12 protein-coding genes are annotated in these 17,837 nt (G+C 64.2%); 5 read left to right on the forward strand and 7 right to left on the reverse strand.

Annotated features, from left to right (window positions below; genetic code table 11):
• Positions 1–18: 18 nt before the first annotated feature.
• The 6 genes from JQ586_RS21905 to JQ586_RS21930 all read right to left on the reverse strand — a co-directional run bounded on the left by JQ586_RS21905 (position 19) and on the right by JQ586_RS21930 (position 8,501).
• On the reverse strand, positions 19–1,644 hold the full coding sequence (locus tag JQ586_RS21905; RefSeq protein WP_212396682.1) for an ABC transporter ATP-binding protein: 1,626 nt from the start codon (positions 1,642–1,644) through the stop codon (positions 19–21).
• A 3-nt stretch (positions 1,645–1,647) separates the two neighbouring features.
• Positions 1,648–2,835 carry an ABC transporter permease gene (locus tag JQ586_RS21910; RefSeq protein ID WP_212396683.1) on the reverse strand — a complete coding sequence of 396 codons (1,188 nt, stop codon included), beginning with the start codon at positions 2,833–2,835 and terminating at the stop codon, positions 1,648–1,650.
• Positions 2,835–3,944 (reverse strand): microcin C ABC transporter permease YejB, encoded by a 1,110-nt coding sequence (locus JQ586_RS21915; protein WP_212396684.1) that lies wholly within the window; start codon positions 3,942–3,944, stop codon positions 2,835–2,837. Before JQ586_RS21915 ends, JQ586_RS21910 begins: the two co-directional genes overlap by 1 nt.
• A 3-nt stretch (positions 3,945–3,947) precedes the next feature.
• Positions 3,948–5,819 carry an extracellular solute-binding protein gene (locus JQ586_RS21920; protein WP_212396685.1) on the reverse strand — a complete coding sequence of 624 codons (1,872 nt, stop codon included), beginning with the start codon at positions 5,817–5,819 and terminating at the stop codon, positions 3,948–3,950.
• A 15-nt stretch (positions 5,820–5,834) separates the two neighbouring features.
• On the reverse strand, positions 5,835–7,691 hold the full coding sequence (locus tag JQ586_RS21925) for an extracellular solute-binding protein (RefSeq protein WP_212396701.1): 1,857 nt from the start codon (positions 7,689–7,691) through the stop codon (positions 5,835–5,837).
• 261 nt (positions 7,692–7,952) lie between these two features.
• Entirely contained in the window at positions 7,953–8,501 is a 549-nt protein-coding gene (locus JQ586_RS21930) for a cytochrome c family protein (protein WP_212396686.1), read from the reverse strand.
• Between the two features lie 212 nt (positions 8,502–8,713).
• Between JQ586_RS21930 and JQ586_RS21935 the strand changes: the two genes are divergently transcribed.
• Together JQ586_RS21935 and JQ586_RS21940 are read left to right on the forward strand one after the other, a co-directional pair.
• Positions 8,714–9,454 (forward strand): 3-deoxy-manno-octulosonate cytidylyltransferase, encoded by a 741-nt coding sequence (locus JQ586_RS21935; protein WP_212396687.1) that lies wholly within the window; start codon positions 8,714–8,716, stop codon positions 9,452–9,454.
• Between the two features lie 21 nt (positions 9,455–9,475).
• Complete coding sequence (locus JQ586_RS21940; protein WP_212396688.1) at positions 9,476–10,336, forward strand: prephenate dehydratase; 861 nt, start codon at positions 9,476–9,478, stop codon at positions 10,334–10,336.
• A gap of 80 nt (positions 10,337–10,416) precedes the next feature.
• Here the strand turns inward: JQ586_RS21940 and JQ586_RS21945 are convergent, their stop codons facing one another.
• A complete protein-coding gene (locus JQ586_RS21945) occupies positions 10,417–11,436 on the reverse strand; it encodes an LLM class flavin-dependent oxidoreductase (RefSeq protein WP_212396689.1) in 1,020 nt (339 codons plus the stop codon).
• A 399-nt stretch (positions 11,437–11,835) separates the two neighbouring features.
• Between JQ586_RS21945 and metF the strand changes: the two genes are divergently transcribed.
• The 3 genes from metF to maiA all read left to right on the forward strand — a co-directional run bounded on the left by metF (position 11,836) and on the right by maiA (position 17,403).
• On the forward strand, positions 11,836–12,750 hold the full coding sequence (gene metF, locus JQ586_RS21950) for a methylenetetrahydrofolate reductase [NAD(P)H] (protein WP_212396690.1): 915 nt from the start codon (positions 11,836–11,838) through the stop codon (positions 12,748–12,750).
• A gap of 15 nt (positions 12,751–12,765) precedes the next feature.
• A complete protein-coding gene (gene metH / locus JQ586_RS21955; protein WP_212396691.1) occupies positions 12,766–16,596 on the forward strand; it encodes a methionine synthase in 3,831 nt (1,276 codons plus the stop codon).
• 147 nt (positions 16,597–16,743) lie between these two features.
• Positions 16,744–17,403: a maleylacetoacetate isomerase gene (gene maiA, locus JQ586_RS21960; RefSeq protein WP_212396692.1), complete on the forward strand. Its 660-nt coding sequence runs from the start codon at positions 16,744–16,746 to the stop codon at positions 17,401–17,403.
• Positions 17,404–17,837 lie beyond the last annotated feature (434 nt).

Here is a 17,837-nt window from a genome sequence, read left to right on the forward strand (position 1 = left end):
AAACCCGTCTTGCGGACGTCATGTCGCCACCGCGCCCTCGCCATCCGTCTCCAGCCGGAAGGCGGCTGCGAACAAGGCACGGGTGTAGTCGCTCTTCGGGTCCTTGAACAGCACCGAGGCCGGTCCCTCCTCCTCGACCTTGCCGGATTTCATCACGATCAGATGGCTGGAGAGCGAGGCCACCACGCGCAGATCGTGCGAGATGAACATGTAGGTGAGATCGCGTTTGCGCTGCAGATCGCGCAACAAGTCGACCATCTGCGCCTGGAACAGCATGTCGAGCGCGGAGGTCGGCTCGTCCAGCACGATGAAGTTCGGCTCCAGCACGACCGCACGCGCGATCGAGATGCGCTGGCGCTGGCCGCCGGAGAATTCGTGCGGATAACGAAAGCGCCAGCCGGGATCGAGGCCGACATCGGTGAGCGCCTTCACCACCCGCGCCTCGCGCTCCTCGCGCGACAGCTGCGGCTGATGAACTTCGAGCCCTTCGTCGATGATATCGGCCACCGACATGCGGGGGCTGAGCGAACCGAACGGATCCTGGAACACGATCTGCATGTCGCGGCGGAACGGCCGCATCTGCTTGAAGCGCAGGCCCTGGATGTCCTTGCCCAGGAACACGATCGGGCCGTTCGACGAGATCAGGCGCAGCAGCGCCAGCCCGAGCGTGGTCTTGCCGGATCCGGATTCGCCGACGACGCCGAGCGTCTCGCCCTTGCGAACCGCAAGGCTGACGCCGTCAACCGCCTTGATGTGGCCGACGGTCGAGCGCAGCAAGCCGCGCTTGATCGGAAACCAGACCTTGAGATTGTCCGCCTTCATCACGACGGGCGCGGCGGGCTGCGGCGGTGCCGGATCAGGCTTTGGCTCGGCCGCGAGCAGCGCCTTGGTATAGTCGTGCTTTGGTGCGTTGAAGACCTGCTCGACCGGCCCCTGCTCGACGATCTTGCCGCCGTTCATGACGCAGACGGTGTCGGCGATGCGGCGGACGATGCCGAGATCATGGGTGATGAACAGAAGGCTCATGCCGAGCCGGGTGCGGATCTCGGCAAGCAGCGCCAGGATCTGGGCCTGCACGGTGACGTCGAGCGCAGTGGTCGGCTCGTCCGCGATCAGCAGATCGGGCTCGTTGGCAAGCGCCATCGCGATCATGACGCGCTGGCGCTGGCCACCGGACAATTGATGCGGGTAGCTTTTGAGCCGCGTTTCCGGCTCAGGGATGCCGACCTGGCGTAGCAGTTCGAGCGTGCGCTCCCGCGCCGCCGATCCGCCGATGCCCTGGTGCAGCGAAAGGATCTCGCCGATCTGGGATTCGATGGTGTGGAGCGGATTGAGCGAGGTCATCGGCTCCTGGAAGATGATCGAGATGTCGTTGCCCCTGACCTCGCGCATCTCCCGGTCCGACGCGGTGAGCAGATCGCGGCCGCGAAAGCGGATCGCGCCTGACGGGTGCGACGCTGCGGGATAGGGCAACAGCTTCAGGATCGAGAGCGCGCTGACGGATTTGCCCGAGCCGGATTCGCCGACGAGGGCGACGCACTCGCCGCGCTTGATCGAGAACGAGATACGGTCGACCGCGACCGACCGGCCGAACGCGACCGAGAGATCGCGGACATCGAGTAGCGGCTGGTTGATGGCGTCCATGCGTCAACCCTTCGAGAACGTCTTGCGCGGATCGAAGGCATCGCGCGCGGCTTCGCCGATGAAGATCAGGAGCGACAGCATGATCGCGACCGAGAAGAAGCCGGTGAGGCCGAGCCAGGGCGCCTGCACGTTGGCCTTGCCCTGCGACAGCAATTCGCCGAGCGACGGTGAGCCGGGCGGCAGGCCGAAGCCGAGGAAATCCAGCGCCGTCAAGGTCATCACCGATGACGACACGATGAAGGGCAGGAACGTCATGGTCGCAACCATCGCGTTCGGCAGCAGATGCCGCCACATGATCACGGCGTTGGAGACGCCGAGCGCGCGGGCTGCCTGGATGTACTCGAAATTGCGCCCGCGCAGGAACTCGGCCCGCACCAGTCCGACCAGCGAGACCCAGGAGAACAGCAGGAGGATGCCGAGCAGGATGAAGAAGCCCGGCGGCAGCACCGCGGAGATGATCAGGAGCAGGTAGAGCGAGGGGATCGCGGTCCAGATCTCGATGAAGCGCTGGAAGCCAAGATCGATCCAGCCGCCGAAATAGCCCTGCACGCCGCCGGCGGCGACGCCGATGATCGAGGAGAAGATGGTCAGGGTCAGGCCGAACAGCACCGAGATGCGAAAGCCGTAGATCAGCCGCGCGACGACGTCGCGGCCCTGGTCGTCGGTGCCGAGCCAGTTGTATTCGAGGTCGCGGCAGCCCTTCAGGCCCTTCCGCTGCACCACGTCCTTGCACTCGGCCTCGGTCAGAAGCCAGGTCGGCTTCGAAGGCACCGGCGTCGGCGGATCGAGGTTGCGGCTGTTGTAGGAATAGCGGATCGGCGGCCAGATCATGCTGCCGCCCTTGGCGGCGATCTGCTTCTGCAAATAGGGATCGCGATAATCGGCCGCGGTCTCGAAGTCGCCGCCGAAGGTGGTCTCGGCATAGCTGAACAGCACCGGCCAGTAGAGATGGCCGTCATATTTGACGACCAGCGGCTTGTCGTTGGCGATGACGTTGGCAAACAGCGACACCACGAACAGCACGATGAAGATCCAGAACGACCAATAGCCGCGGCGATTCGCCTTGAAGTTCTGCCAGCGCCGCCTGTTGAGCGGCGACGGCGAGAAGCCGTGGCGCGTGGCGGGCACGGCCTCGCCGAGCGGCGATTGCGTCGAGGTTTCGACCGGTTGCTGGGGCGCGAGCATCGTCATCACACCTCCCGCGCTTCGAAATCGATCCGCGGATCGATCCACATATAGGTGAGGTCGGAGATCAGATTGACCACGAGTCCGACCAGCGAGAAGATGAACAGCGTGCCGAACACGACGGGATAATCACGGTTCAGAACGCTCTCGAAGCCGAGCAGGCCGAGCCCGTCCAGCGAGAAGATGGTCTCGATCAGCAGCGAGCCGGAGAAGAAGGCGTGGATGAACGCGCCCGGGAAGCCGGCGATCACGATCAGCATGGCGTTGCGGAAGACGTGGCCATACAATACCTGCCGCTCGCTGCAGCCCTTGGCGCGGGCCGTCATCACATATTGCTTGCGGATCTCGTCGAGGAACGAGTTCTTGGTCAGCAGCGTCATGGTTGCGAAGGCGCCGAGCGCCATCGAGATGATCGGCAGCGTGATGTGCCAGAGATAATCCATTATCTTCCAGTACCAGGGGAACTGCGACCAGCCGTCGGAGGTCAGGCCGCGCAGCGGGAAGATGTTGAAGAACGAGCCGCCGGCGAACAGGATGATCAGGAGGATCGCGAACAGGAAGCCCGGAATGGCAAAGCCGATGATGATCACCGCCGAGGTCCAGGTATCGAAGCGCGAGCCGTCCTGCACGGCCTTGCGGATTCCGAGCGGGATCGAGATCAGATATGTCAGCAGCGTCATCCACAGCCCGAGCGAGATCGAGACCGGCAGCTTCTCCTTGATGAGCTGGATCACGCTGATGTCGCGGAAATAGCTCTTGCCGAAATCGAAGCGGGAGAAATTCCACACCATCAGCGCAAAGCGCTCCGGCGCCGGCTTGTCGAAGCCGAACTGCACCTCCAGCTTCTTGATGAAATCAGGGTCGAGCCCCTGCGCACCGCGATATTTCGAGTTGACCGCACCGGCCGAGGCCGCGCCCTGACCGCGCTGCGCAGCAAAATCTCCGCCGCCTCCCGACACCCGCGACGTGCCGCCGGTGTCGGCGCCGTTGATCTGCGCGATGACGCGCTCGACCGGACCGCCCGGGGCGAACTGCACCACCACGAAAGAGACGAACAGGATGCCGAGCAGCGTCGGCACCATCAGCAAAATGCGGCGGGCGATATAGGCGCTCATCGGCTACTTCGCCTGTTCGAGCTTGGCGGCCTTGGCCGCGTCATACCACCAATTGTCAGGTGCTCCGGCGCCCGACGAATATTTCGCCAGCTTCTCCGGATGATCGAATTGATCCCAATAAGCGACCCGATGCTTGTTCGAGTACCATTGTGGGATCCAGTAACGGCCAGCGCGGAACACGCGATCGATGGCGCGGCAGGCAAAGGTCAGGTCTGCCCGTGTGTCGGCACCGATCGCCTTTTCTATCAAGGCGTCGATCGCGGGACTGGCTACACCCGCCAGGTTGTAGGAGCCCTTGGTGGCTGCGGCTTGCGAGGAGAAGTAGGGCCGCAGGCTATCACCCGGTGTTGCCGACATGCTGATGCGCTCGGTTGTCACCTCGAAGTCGAAAGCCTCGACCCGTGCACGATATTGAACGGCATCGATCAGTCGGATGCCGGCCTCGATCCCGAGCTGGCTGAGATTCTTGATGAGGGCGGCATGGTGCGGCTGGAATGTCTGCTCGTCGAGCAGGAATTCGATCGTAAAGCTGTCGCCGTCGGGTAATCGCCGCTTGCCATCCTTGACGACGCATCCCGCCTCGTTGAGCAGTTGCGTCGCTTTGCGCAGCAACGCCCGATCCTGTCCCGAGCCGTCCGACACCGGCGGCACGAAGGGTTCACCGAACACCTCTTCCGGAACCTGGCCGCGGAACGGTTCGAGCAGCTTCAACTCCTCCGGTGAAGGCAGCCCGACCGCCACCATGTCCGAATTCTGGAACGGCGACACCGCGCGCGCATAGGCGTCGTACATGATGGTCCTGTTGGTCCACTCGAAATCAAAGGCATAGATCACTGCCTCGCGCACGCGCGGATCTTTGAATTTCTTCAATCGCGTGTTGAAGAACCAGCCTTGGCCTCCCGTCGGCGTTTCATCCGGCAGCAACTCACGTTTGACCCGCCCGTCCTTGATGGCGGGGAAATCGTAGCGTGTCGCCCAGATTCGAGAAGTGAATTCCTCGCGGAACAGGTAGCTCTTCCCGGTAAAGCCTTCGAACGCGACATCGCGATCTCGATAGAATTCATAGCGCACGGTATCGAAATTGTAGCTGCCGCGATTGACCGGCAAATCGGCAGCCCACCAATCCTTGACGCGGTCATATTCGACGAAACGGTTGGCCTCGAACTTGCCGACTTTATAGGGTCCGGAGCCAACCGGAACGTCGAGCGTCGATTCTTCGAACGTGCGAGTGGCATAGTAGGCCCTGGAGAAGATCGGCAAGCCCGCAACATAAAGCGGCACGTCGCGCGCCCGATTAGGCGCGAAGGTGACGATCACTGTCGCATCATCCGCCGCATCCGCCCTCACGAAGTCCCGCAACTGCACCACGATCAACGGGTGCCCCTTTTCCTTCAGGATATTGAAGGAAAAGGCAACGTCCTGCGCGGTCAGTTTCGAGCCATCATGGAAGCGCGCCTCGGGCCGTATCGTGAATCGGTAGGTGAGCTTGTCGGACGAAATCGAAACCGATTTTGCCGCGAGTCCATACATCGCATCAGGCTCATCAGCCGCGCGCGCCATCAGGGAATCGAAGGTCATTTCCATGCCCTTCGCGCCTTCGCCCTTGAGGATGAACGCGTTGAACGAATTGAACGTAAAAAAGGATTGGTTGTAGGCGCGTGTCGACGGGATCGTCGAGAACACGCCGCCCTTCGGCGCCTTCGGATTGACGTAGTCGAACTGCTGGAAATCGGCGGGATATTTCAGGTCACCGAACACCGACATGCCGTGCATCTCGGTTCCGTTGTCGGCCGCCGCTGGCCGCGCACGAAATCCTGCAGCGCTCAACGCACCGATGCCAAGGCCGAGTGCGTGCCGACGGGTGAAGTGCGCCATGCGCGAATCCTGACCTTATGAACGCTTGAGCTTGGCCGCCTTGTCGGCGTCGTACCACCAGAGATTGGGAAATCCCGCGACGCCGTATTTCGGCAGCGGGTCGGGATGGCCAAAGCGATCCCAGTACACGTAACGCTGCTTGTCATAGTTGAAGTGGGGAACGCAGTAGAAGTTCCACAACAGCACGCGGTCCAGCGCCTTGGCGGCCGCTACCTGCTCGGCGCGGCTCTTGGCGAAGATGATGCGCTCGATGATGGCATCGACCGCCGGATTCCGGATGCCGGGCAGGTTGCTCGAGCCCGGCCGGTCGGCGGCCTGCGAACCGAAATTGTCGCGCTCTTCATTGCCCGGCGAGATCGACTGCGGCCAGACATTGGTCGTCATGTCGAAATCGAAGTCGCGTATCCGGTTCGTATACTGCACGGTGTCGACCGCACGCAGATTGACCGTGATTCCGAGCCGCTCGAGACTCGGCTTGTAGAACAGTGATATCCGCTCCATGCCCGGATCGGCGCTGGCGCCGAGGATCTCGACGCTGAACGGCTGCCCCGACGGATCGACCAGCTTGCGATCGCGAACCTCGAACCCGGCCTCTTTCAGCAGCCGCGTCGCCTCGCGCAGATTGGCACGCACGTTCTCCGGCGTGCCGCCGATCGGATCCTTGTACGGCGTGGTGAAGACCTCCGCCGGTACCTTGTCGCGCACCGTTTCGAGGATCTCGAGCTCCTGCCCTTCCGGCAGGCCGGTCGCCATCAGATCCGGGATGCCGTCGAAATAGCTGGAGTCGCGATGATACTCGCCGCTCGACAGCGTGCGGTTCATCTCCTCGAAATCGAACGCATAATTGAAGGCGCGGCGCAGCCGGGCATCCGCAAATTTCGGGCGTCGCAGGTTGAACACCCAGCCCTGCATCCGCCCGACATTGCGTACCGGGAACAGCTCCTTGAGCAGCCGCCCCTCGCGTACAGCAGGGACGTCATAGGCGCTCGCCCACTCCTTGGCGCTGCGTTCGCCGTACCAGTCGAACTGATCGGCTTTCAGCGCCTCGCGCCCTACCGTGTCGTCGCGGAAGTATTCGTAACGCAGCTCGTCGAAATTGTTCTGGCCGATCGCATTGGGGTTGTCCTTGCCCCAATGGTCCTTCACACGCTCCAGCACCAGCGATCGTCCGGCGACGAACTCCTTGATCTTGTAGGGTCCCGATCCGAGCGGCGGCTCCAGCGTGCTCGCGGTGACGTCCCGCTTCTTGCCCTGTGCATCCGTCCCCTCCCACCAATGCTTGGGCAGCACGATGAGCTGGCCGGTGATCAGCGGCAGTTCGCGGTTGCCCGGGCTGTCGTAGGTGAACTTGACGTCGCGCTCGCCGACCTTCTCGGCCTTCGCGATGTGCCGGTAATAGGTGCTGAACATCGGGCTGTTCGCCTTCAGCGCCTCGAAGGAGAAGATCACGTCCTCGGGCGTGATCGGCTTGCCGTCGTGCCAGCGTGCGCCGGGGCGCAGGCGAAAGATCGCATAGGAGAAATCGTCGGGAAACGCGGCGGCTTCCGCCAGCGTGCCGTAATAGGTGTCGGGTTCGTCGAGCGAGCTATCCATCAGCGATTCGTAGATGCGGGACACGCCCGCGGCGATCTGCCCCTTCAGGCCGGCGACAACCAGGTTGAAGCTGTCATAGGTCCCGAGCTGGAACTGGCGCGCGACGCCGCCCTTGGGCGCATCGGGATTGACGTAATCGAAGCGCTTGAAGTCGGCGGGATACTTGATCTCGCCGTAGGTGGAGAGGCCGTGCCGCCATTTCAGCCCGTTCGGGGCATCGTCTGCGAAGGCCGGCGTGATCGCCGACATGCCGGAGTTCAGTCCGAGCGCCGGTGCCATTGCGGCCAGGGCGCTGCCTTGAAGGAGATGTCGTCGGGTGATCGCCAAATTCGATACTTCCTGCTTGCGGCCCCCGGTTACATGGGACCCAATATAAGGCAACGGTTCGACAAATTACGTTGCTTTTTCCTCATCATAATCGCCCGGGAACAATATCGGTGCGGCGAAACGTCCCGATAACAACCCCGCGAGAAGCACTATCCCATGCGAAAACGGCCAGGCATTGCCTGGCCGTTTTGTCCACCGATGCAGAACAAGCCGTTACTTCGACGCGGTCGGAGTCGGCTCGGGATGGTCCGAATTCGAGTTCAGATAGGCGATGATGTCGGCGCGCTCGCTGTCCTTCGGCACGCCGGCGAAGCCCATCGCGGTGCCCGGGATAAAGCCCTTCGGGTTGGCGATGAACTTGTTGAGGTCGTCGAAGGTCCAGGTGCCGCCCTTCGCCTTCATCGCAGCCGAGAAGTTGAAGCCGCGGCCTTCGCCCCGGGGCTCGCCGACGATGCCAAAAAGGTTCGGACCGACGCGGTTGGGGCCGCCCTTCTCGAAGGTGTGGCAGGCCTGGCATTTCTTGGCGGCCGCAGCGCCCTTCTCGGCGGAGGCGGTCTGCAACAGCTTCTCGATCGGCTCCGACTTCGCCGCAGCGGCCTCGCCGCCACCGGCCGGGGCCGCCTCCTTCACCGCGATCTCGAAGCCGGGCTTCTCCGGCATCTTCGCGGAAAACACCGCGCCGGCGGTAAAGCTCGTCACCAGGACAACGATGCAGGTGCCGAGGATCGCACCGATGATCTTGTTGAGTTCGAAGGAGTCCATTTCGGTCAGGCTCCGGGCCTTGAATGTCGACTTCAGGCCGGGAATGCGGCCGCGGGAGAGACTTGAGAAGGGACCTGGGAATCGGCCTTGTCTCACCGCCCCCCAAGCAGGGTTTGAGATATCGGTTTGCCCGCACTCTGGCAACCCGTATAAACGCGCCGAATTCCACCCACTCCCCATCAATTTCCGCCGGCCGGACGGGCCCCTGAACGATGACCGAACCCCGCACCTTGGTGCTGATTCCCGCCCGGATGGCGGCGACGCGACTTCCCGGCAAACCGCTACTGGACATCGCTGGCCTGCCCATGATCGTGCACGTGCTGCGGCGGGCGGAAGCGGCCCGGATCGGCCGCGTTGCGGTGGCCACCGACACCGCGGAAATTGCCGACGCGGTGAGAGCGCAGGGCGGCGAGGTGGTGATGACCCGCGCCGACCATCCCTCCGGCTCGGACCGTATCCACGAAGCGATGACGATCCTGGATCCGGACGGAACTGCCGAGATCGTGGTCAATCTGCAGGGCGATTTCCCGACCATCACGCCCGAGACCATCCGCAGCGTGATGCCGGCGCTTGCCGATCCCGCCGTCGATATCTCGACTCTGGCCTCGCAGATCCATACCGAGGAGGAGGACCGGGCCCCGAGCGTCGTCAAGGCGGTCGGTTCGCCGATCGGGGTGAACCGGCTGCGGGCGCTCTACTTCACCCGCGCCACCGCCCCTCATGGCGACGGACCGCGCTACCACCATATCGGCCTCTACGCCTACCGCCGCGCTGCGCTGGAGCGGTTCGTAGCCCTTCCGCCCTCGCCGCTGGAGCAGCAGGAAAAGCTCGAGCAGCTTCGGGCGCTCGAGGCTGGAATGCGGATCGACGTCACCATCGTCGACACCGTGCCTCGGGGCGTCGACACCGCCGCAGACCTCGAAACCGCGCGCAGAATACTTTCCAAAGCCTGATCGGGTGATAAAAGCCACCGCATGACCCAGAAGCTGAAAATCGCGTTCCAGGGCGAGCCTGGCGCCAATTCCCACATCGCGATCGTCGAGGCCTATCCGCACGCCGAGCCGATGCCCTGCCCGACCTTCGAGGACGCGCTGGCCGCAATCTCCTCCGGAGAAGCCGACCTCGGCATGATCCCGATCGAGAACTCGGTCGCCGGCCGTGTCGCCGACATCCATCATCTGCTGCCGGCCTCCGGCCTGTTCATCGTCGGCGAGTGGTTCCTGCCGATCCGCCACCAGTTGATGGCGCTCAAGGGCACCAGGCTCACCGACATCAGGAGCGTGGAGAGCCATGTCCAGGCGCTGGGCCAGTGCCGGCGCACCATCCGCAAGCTCGGCGTCAGGCCGATCGTCGCCGGCGACACCGCCGGCAGCGCGCGCGACATCTCCGAACGCGGCGACAAGAGCGTCGCGGCGATCGCCTCGCGCCTTGCCGCCGAGATATACGGCCTCGAGATCCTCGCCGAGGACATCGAGGACGAGACCCACAACACGACCCGTTTCGTGGTGCTGGCGCGCGAGGCCAGATGGGCCGAGCAGGGCTCGGGGCAATTGGTCACGAGCTTCGTCTTCCGGGTGCGCAACCTGCCTGCCGCGCTCTACAAGGCGCTGGGCGGCTTTGCCACCAACGGCGTCAACATGACCAAGCTCGAGAGCTACATGGTCGACGGCAATTTCTTCGCCACGCAATTCTACGCCGATGTCGACGGCCACCCCGCTGACCGCGGCCTCGCCTTTGCCCTCGAGGAGCTGAAGTTCTTCTCGCGCGAATTCCGCATCCTCGGCGTCTACCCCGGCCATCCCTTCCGCGCCACGTTCAGCGAGAAGACGGATTGACGTTGTCATTCCGGGATGGTGCGCCAGCACCAGACCCGGAATCTGGGGATTCCGGGTTCGATGCTGGGCATCGCTCCGCATCAAGCCGCCGCCTTCTTCGCAAGTCCGAACGCGTCGGCGAGCAGGCTGTAGGACTTCTTCCGCGCCTCGTGGTCGTAGACCGCGGTGATCACCATCAGCTCATCCGCCTCCGTCGCGCGGATCAGCGGCTCCAGCTTGCCCGTCACCGTCTGTGCGCTGCCGACGAAGAACCGCGCCCGGTTGCGCGCGATCGCGGCACGCTCGGCGTCGCTGAACGGATAGGCCTTGGCCTCCTCGATGCTCGGCAGCGCCAGGTATTCGCCGCGGTCGCGGCGCAGGCGGTTGAGATCCATCGACAGCGCAAGCTGTTCGGCCTCCGCGTCGGTCTCGGCCGCGACGACGGCGACCGCCAGGATCGCCTGCGGCGTGGCGCGCCAGCCCGACGGGCTGAAATGCGCGCGATAATTGGTCATCGCCGCGATCGCGTCATGGGTGGCGAAATGATGCGCGAACGCAAAGCCCATCCCGACCTGCGCGGCGAGCTCGGCGGAATAGTCACTCGAGCCGAGCAGCCAGATCGGCGGCAGCGGCGTGTCGTCAGGCATCGCCACCACCTTGTTGTAGGGGTGGCCGGGCGGGAAATCGCGGGTCTCCCACAGCGTCAATTCGTGCAGCCGCTCAAGGAAATCGTCGCCTTCGCGACGGTCGAGCCGGCTGCGCAGCGCGTAGGCCGTCGCACCATCGGTGCCGGGCGCGCGCCCGAGGCCGAGGTCGATACGGCCGGGAAACAACGCCTCCAGCATCTTGAACCGCTCGGCGACCACCAGCGGCGCATGGTTGGGCAGCATCACGCCGCCGGAGCCGACGCGGATATGCTGCGTCACCGCCGCGATCTGCCCGATCATCAGGTCCGGCGCCGGGCTCGCGACGGACGCAAGATTGTGATGCTCGGCGAGCCAGTACCTGAGATAGCCGAGGCCGTCGACGTGGCGTGCCAGATCGATGCTGTTGCGCAATGCGGCGGCGGGCTTGGTGCCGGATGTAACGACCGACAGGTCGAGGACGGACAGCGGGATCATGGCGCTCAACCTAATGTCGCACCGTTGGCCGACAAAGGCCCCCGGCGCGCAGATCAGGGCCGCGCGGGTCCGTCGCGGCCTGCCGCGTAGACCTTGATCTGCTTTGGGATTGATTAAGACAGTTCATTGACACGATGCGCTTGCCCACAAACCTATCCATCCATGATATTTGCCATGTTCCGTATTTTATCCATTATTTATCAATAACATATAGTGTATAGCGACTACCCGTCCCACCTGCCCAACAGGCTTCCTTGAGCACGGAATTTTGCTCTCACTTGATCGATTATGGGCAATTTCCCATCTTCAATGGGCTGTTTGAATCGGCCCGTTTCGCTTATTTTGGGGCTCAATACCAAGGCGAGACGTCTGCCCACCCTTGCGGAGCCCGTGCGTACCATGACCGAGACTGTATCCACCGTATCGAACGGCGGGCTTCGCGCAAAAACGCCGAAAATCTCCTTCGAGTTCTTCCCGCCGAAGACCGAGGAGATGGAGCGCAGTCTCTGGGAGACCATCAACCGCCTGGCGCCGCTGACCCCGAACTTCGTCTCGGTGACCTATGGCGCCGGCGGCTCGACCCGCGAGCGCACCCATTCGACCATCAGCCGCATCCTCCGCGAGACCGAGTTGCTGCCGGCCGCGCACTTGACCTGCGTCGGCGCCTCGCGCGGCGAGATCGACGAGATCGTCGACCGCTACCACGAGGTCGGCGTCCGCCACATCGTCGCGTTGCGCGGTGACCCGCCGGGCGGCATCGGCACGCCGTACTTCACCCACGCCGACGGCTACCAGAGTTCGGCTGCGCTCGTCGCCGGGATCAAGCGGCGCCACTCCGACATCGAGGTGTCGGTGTCGGCCTATCCCGAGAAGCACCCGGAGGCCGCGAGCTTCGATGCCGACATCGACACGCTCGAGGCCAAGGTCGACGCGGGCGCGACGCGCGCGATCACCCAGGTGTTCTTCGACAACGACCTCTACCACCGTTACGTCGACAGGGTGCGGGCACGCGGCATCCAGATCCCGATCGTGCCAGGCATCATGCCGATGCACAATTTCAAGCAGGCCCGCAATTTCGTGACCCGCGCCGGCACCAGCGTTCCGGACTGGCTCGCCGAGAAATTCGACGGCCTCGACAACGACGCCGAGACCCGGAAGCTGGTGGCAGCGACCGTTGCCGCCGGCCAGGTGCAGAAGCTGTTCAAGCATGGCGTCGACACCTTCCACTTCTACACCATGAACCGCGCGGACCTCGTGTTCGCGATCAGCCACCTGATCGGCATCCGGCCGAACGGTGCCCAGAAAGCCGCCTGAGCCAGAAAGTCGTCCATGACAATTCCCGTTTCTCCCAAGCGTACGGCTTTGCTCGCGGCTGCGAGCCAGCGCATCCTGGTGCTCGACGGCGCCATGGGCACGATGATCCAGGGCCTGCAGTTCGACGAGGCTGCATTCCGTGGTGCGCGCTTTGCGAACTTCCACCGCGACATCAAGGGCAACAACGACGTCCTGATCCTGACCCAGCCTGACGCGATCGAAGATATCCACGCCGCCTATTTGCGCGCCGGCGCCGACATCGTCGCGACCAACACCTTCTCGTCGACCTCGATCGCGCAGGCCGACTACGACATGTCCGACATCGCCTACGAACTGAACCTGCAGGGCGCCCGGCTCGCCCGCGCCGCCGCCGAACGCGTCTCGGCCGAGGACGGCAAGGAGCGCTTCGTCGCCGGCGCGCTCGGCCCGACCAACCGCACCGCCTCGATCTCGCCCGACGTCTCCAACCCCGGCTATCGCGCGGTGACCTTCGACGACCTGCGCAAGGCCTATGGCGAACAGGCGCGCGGCCTGCTCGACGGTGGCGCCGACATGCTGCTGGTCGAGACCATCTTCGACACGTTGAACGCCAAGGCCGCGCTGTATGCAATCGCGGAAATCATCGAGGAACGCGGCATCGACGTGCCCGTGATGATCTCCGGTACCATCACCGACAAGTCCGGCCGCCTGCTCTCCGGGCAACTGCCCGAGGCGTTTTGGCATTCGGTGCGGCACGCCAGGCCCGTGACGATCGGCTTCAACTGCGCGCTCGGCGCCGAGGATCTGCGCAGCCATGTCGCCGACATCGGCCGCGTCGCCGATACGCTGGTCTGCGCTTACCCCAATGCGGGACTGCCGAATGAATTCGGCCAGTACGACGAGACGCCTGACTATATGGCGCGGCTGATCGGCGAGTTCGCCGCCGCCGGCCTCGTCAACATCGTCGGCGGCTGCTGCGGCACCACCCCCGATCATATCGGAGCGATCGCGAGAGCGGTCGCCCCGCACAAGCCGCGCACCGTGCCCGTGATCGAGCCCCAGCTCAAGCTGTCCGGCCTCGAGCCGTTCACGCTGACCAACGCGATCCCCTTCGTGAATGTCGGCGAACGTACCAACGTCACCGGATCGGCGCGCTTTCGCAAGCTGATCACCGCCGGCGACTACACCGCGGCGCTTCAGGTCGCCCGCGACCAGGTCGAGAACGGCGCCCAGGTCATCGACGTCAACATGGACGAGGGGCTGCTCGACTCCGAGAAGGCGATGGTGACGTTCCTCAACCTCGTCGCCGCCGAGCCCGACATCGCGCGCGTACCCGTGATGGTCGACTCCTCGAAGTTCCATGTGATCGAGGCCGGCCTGAAATGCATCCAGGGCAAGCCGATCGTGAACTCGATCTCCCTGAAGGAAGGCGAAGACAAGTTCCTGCACGAGGCAACGATCGCCAAGCGCCACGGCGCGGCGGTGGTGGTGATGGCGTTCGACGAGACCGGACAGGCCGACACCTTCAAGCGCAAGACCGAGATCAGCAAGCGCGCCTACGACATCCTGGTCAATCGACTGGATTTCCCGCCCGAGGACATCATCTTCGATCCGAACATCTTCGCGATCGCGACGGGCCTCGAGGAGCACAACAATTACGGCGTCGACTTCATCGAGGCGACGCGCTGGATCCGGCAGAACCTGCCCGGCGCGCACATCTCGGGCGGCGTCTCCAACCTGTCGTTCTCGTTCCGCGGCAACGAGCCGGTGCGCGAGGCGATGCATTCGGTGTTCCTGTATCACGCCATCCATGCCGGCATGGACATGGGCATCGTCAATGCGGGGCAGATGATCGTCTATGACGACATCGACCCCGAACTGCGCCAGACCTGCGAGGACGTCATCCTCAACCGCGATCCTGCCGCTTCCGAGCGGCTGCTGGCGCTGGCCGAGAAGTTCCGCGGCAAGGAGAAGCAGACCAGGGAAGCCGATCTCACCTGGCGCGAATGGCCGGTCGAGAAGCGGCTGTCGCATGCGCTGGTGCACGGCATCACCGAGTTCATCGAGCAGGATACCGAGGCCGCCCGCCTGAACGCCTCGCGCCCGCTCGACGTCATCGAGGGCCCATTGATGGCCGGCATGAACGTGGTCGGCGACCTCTTCGGCGACGGCAAGATGTTCCTGCCCCAGGTGGTGAAGTCGGCCCGCGTGATGAAGCAGGCGGTCGCCTATCTGATGCCGTTCATGGAGGAGGAGAAGGCGCGCAACCTCGCCAATGGCGTGACCGGCGACGGCCGCAGCGCCGCCGGCAAGATCGTGCTCGCGACCGTGAAGGGCGACGTCCACGACATCGGCAAGAACATCGTCGGCATCGTGCTCCAGTGCAACAATTTCGAGGTGATCGACCTCGGCGTCATGGTGCCCGCGAGCAAGATCATCGAGACTGCGAAGGCTGAAGGCGCCGACATCATCGGACTGTCCGGCCTGATCACGCCCTCGCTCGACGAGATGAGCTTCCTCGCCGGCGAACTGGAGCGGCAGGGCATGAACGTGCCGCTGTTGATCGGCGGCGCCACCACGAGCCGTGTGCATACGGCGGTGAAGATCGACCCGAACTACAGGAGCGGGCCGGTCGTGCACGTCAATGATGCCAGCCGCGCCGTCGGCGTCGCCTCCTCGCTGCTGTCGGCCGAGAAGAAGCAGGCCTATGCCGCCGAGGTGCGCGCCGAATACGCCAAGATCTCCGCGGCGCATTTCCGTGCCCAGGCCGACAAGAAGCGGCTGAAGCTCTCGGAAGCCCGCGCCAACAAGGTCGCGATCGACTTTGCGGCGAAGCCCGCGAAGAAGCCGGCCTTCCTCGGGCTCAGGAGCTTCGATGCCTACGATCTCGCCGAGCTCGCCCGGTACATCGACTGGACGCCGTTCTTCCAGACCTGGGAGCTGACCGGCCGCTTCCCGGCGATCCTCGACGATCCCAAGGTCGGCGAGGTCGCGCGCTCGCTCTATGACGATGCGCGGAAGATGCTCGATCGCATCATCAAGGAGAAATGGTTCACGGCCCGCGCCACCATCGGCTTCTGGCCGGCGAACGCCGAGGGCGACGACATCGAGGTCTATGCCGACGAGACGCGGAGGACGAAGATCGCGACCTTCCACACGTTGCGCCAGCAGCTCGAGAAGCGCGAGGGCCGCTTCAACGCCGCGCTGTCCGACTTCATCGCGCCGAAGGCTTCCGGCGTGCCCGACTATATCGGCGGCTTCGTCGTCACCGCAGGGATCGGCGAGGATGCGGTCGCCGACCGCTTCAAGAACGCCAATGACGATTACTCCTCGATCCTGTGCAAGGCGCTGGCCGACCGCCTCGCGGAAGCCTTCGCCGAGCGCATGCACCAGCGCGTGCGCAAGGAGTTCTGGGGCTACGCTCCCGGCGAAACCTTCTCGTCGGATGAGCTGATCCTCGAGAAATACGACGGCATCCGCCCGGCCCCCGGCTATCCGGCGCAGCCCGACCACACCGAGAAGCGGACGCTGTTTTCGCTGCTCGATGCGGAGACCACCGCCGGCGTGAAGCTCACCGAGAGCTTTGCGATGTGGCCGGGCTCCTCGGTCTCCGGGCTCTATTTCTCGCATCCCGAAAGCTTCTATTTCGGCGTCGGCAAGATCGAGCGCGACCAGGTCGAGGACTATGCCGCGCGCAAGTCGATGACGGTCGCCGAGATCGAGCGCTGGCTGGCCCCGGTGCTGAACTACATCCCGGCAGCGACGCCAGCCAACGACGTGGCGTCCACCGACCTCGCCTCGCATCCGCAGGGCTGCACCTGCGCGGTGCATCTGGCCTGGCGCAAGAAGGCGGTGGGGGCGGGCTGAGATCTCTCCCGCACCACCGACCTCGTAGCCCGGATGCAGCGAAGCGTAATCCGGGATAAGGTACGCGCCGGCAACGGCAGGCCCCGGATTTCGCTTGCGCTTCATCCGGGCTACGTTTGCCGCCGTGTGGCGCAGAGAGAATCTCCCATGAAATTCTTCTCCTTCTGGCGGTCGCTGGCGAGTTTCCGGGTGCGGATCGCCCTCAATCTGAAGCAGGTGCCGGCCGAGGCGATCCATGTCGACATCGATGCGGATGCGCATCGCGCCGACGCCTATCGCAAGCTCAACCCGCAGATGGCGCTGCCGGCGCTGGTGACCGATGACGGCACCGTGCTGGTGCAGTCGCTCGCGATCATCGACTACCTCGACGAGACTTTTCCCAACCCGCCGCTGCTGCCGGCCGATCCGCTCGGCCGCGCGAGGGTGCGCGGACTCGCCCTGATCGTCGCCTGCGAGGGCCATCCGCTGCTGACGCCGCGGGTGCGGCGCTACCTCAACCGCGAGCTCGACCTGCGCGACAGCCAGCAGAGCGCCTGGTTCCGGCACTGGACGGTCGAGACGCTCGCAGCCCTCGAAGGCCATCTCGCCGGCCACAAGGCCACCGGCACGTTCTGCCATGGCGATGCGCCCGGCCTCGCCGACATCTGCCTGGTCGGCCACGTCACCGCGGCGATCAACCAGCAGATCAGCCTGTCGCCCTGGCCGACCGTGAAGCGCATCCACGAGACTGCGATGGCACTGCCGGCGTTCGCGCAGGCGCATCCGCGAGTGCAGCCCGACACGCCGGAGGCGATGCGGGTGAAGTAGGCGACCCTATTGATTCCGTCATCCCGAGGTGCTCGCGAAGCGAGCGGCGCAACTGCACCGCGAGGCTCGCACCTCAGGATGACGGTGTTGGCCCTGTGCAATTGTCAAACAGCGATAAGGATACGCAACTGCGTTCTCGCGACATGATTGTCCGAGTCCTGCGTCTCGTTTCGCCCTCTCCTTGATCGGAGGGCGCAGGGAAAGCCGGGTGCCGATCGCACCCATGGGCCCCGTGCAATGTAGAAAGCACGGGGGTAGGACCACAGGTGTAACCGGGAACAACCCGGCTTTCCCTGCGCGATGGGTTACGGCTTATACGTGCTCTCCCCGGCGAGACTGGGCTTTTTTGTCACCGTCGCCAGCGAGAGACATTGCCCTCGCTGATGAGACACCTGCCACCAGGGCGTCAGGCCTGCACGATTTCGCCGTCCGCC

It is taken from the genome of Bradyrhizobium jicamae, from assembly GCF_018130215.1.
Lineage (GTDB): Bacteria > Pseudomonadota > Alphaproteobacteria > Rhizobiales > Xanthobacteraceae > Bradyrhizobium > Bradyrhizobium jicamae_A.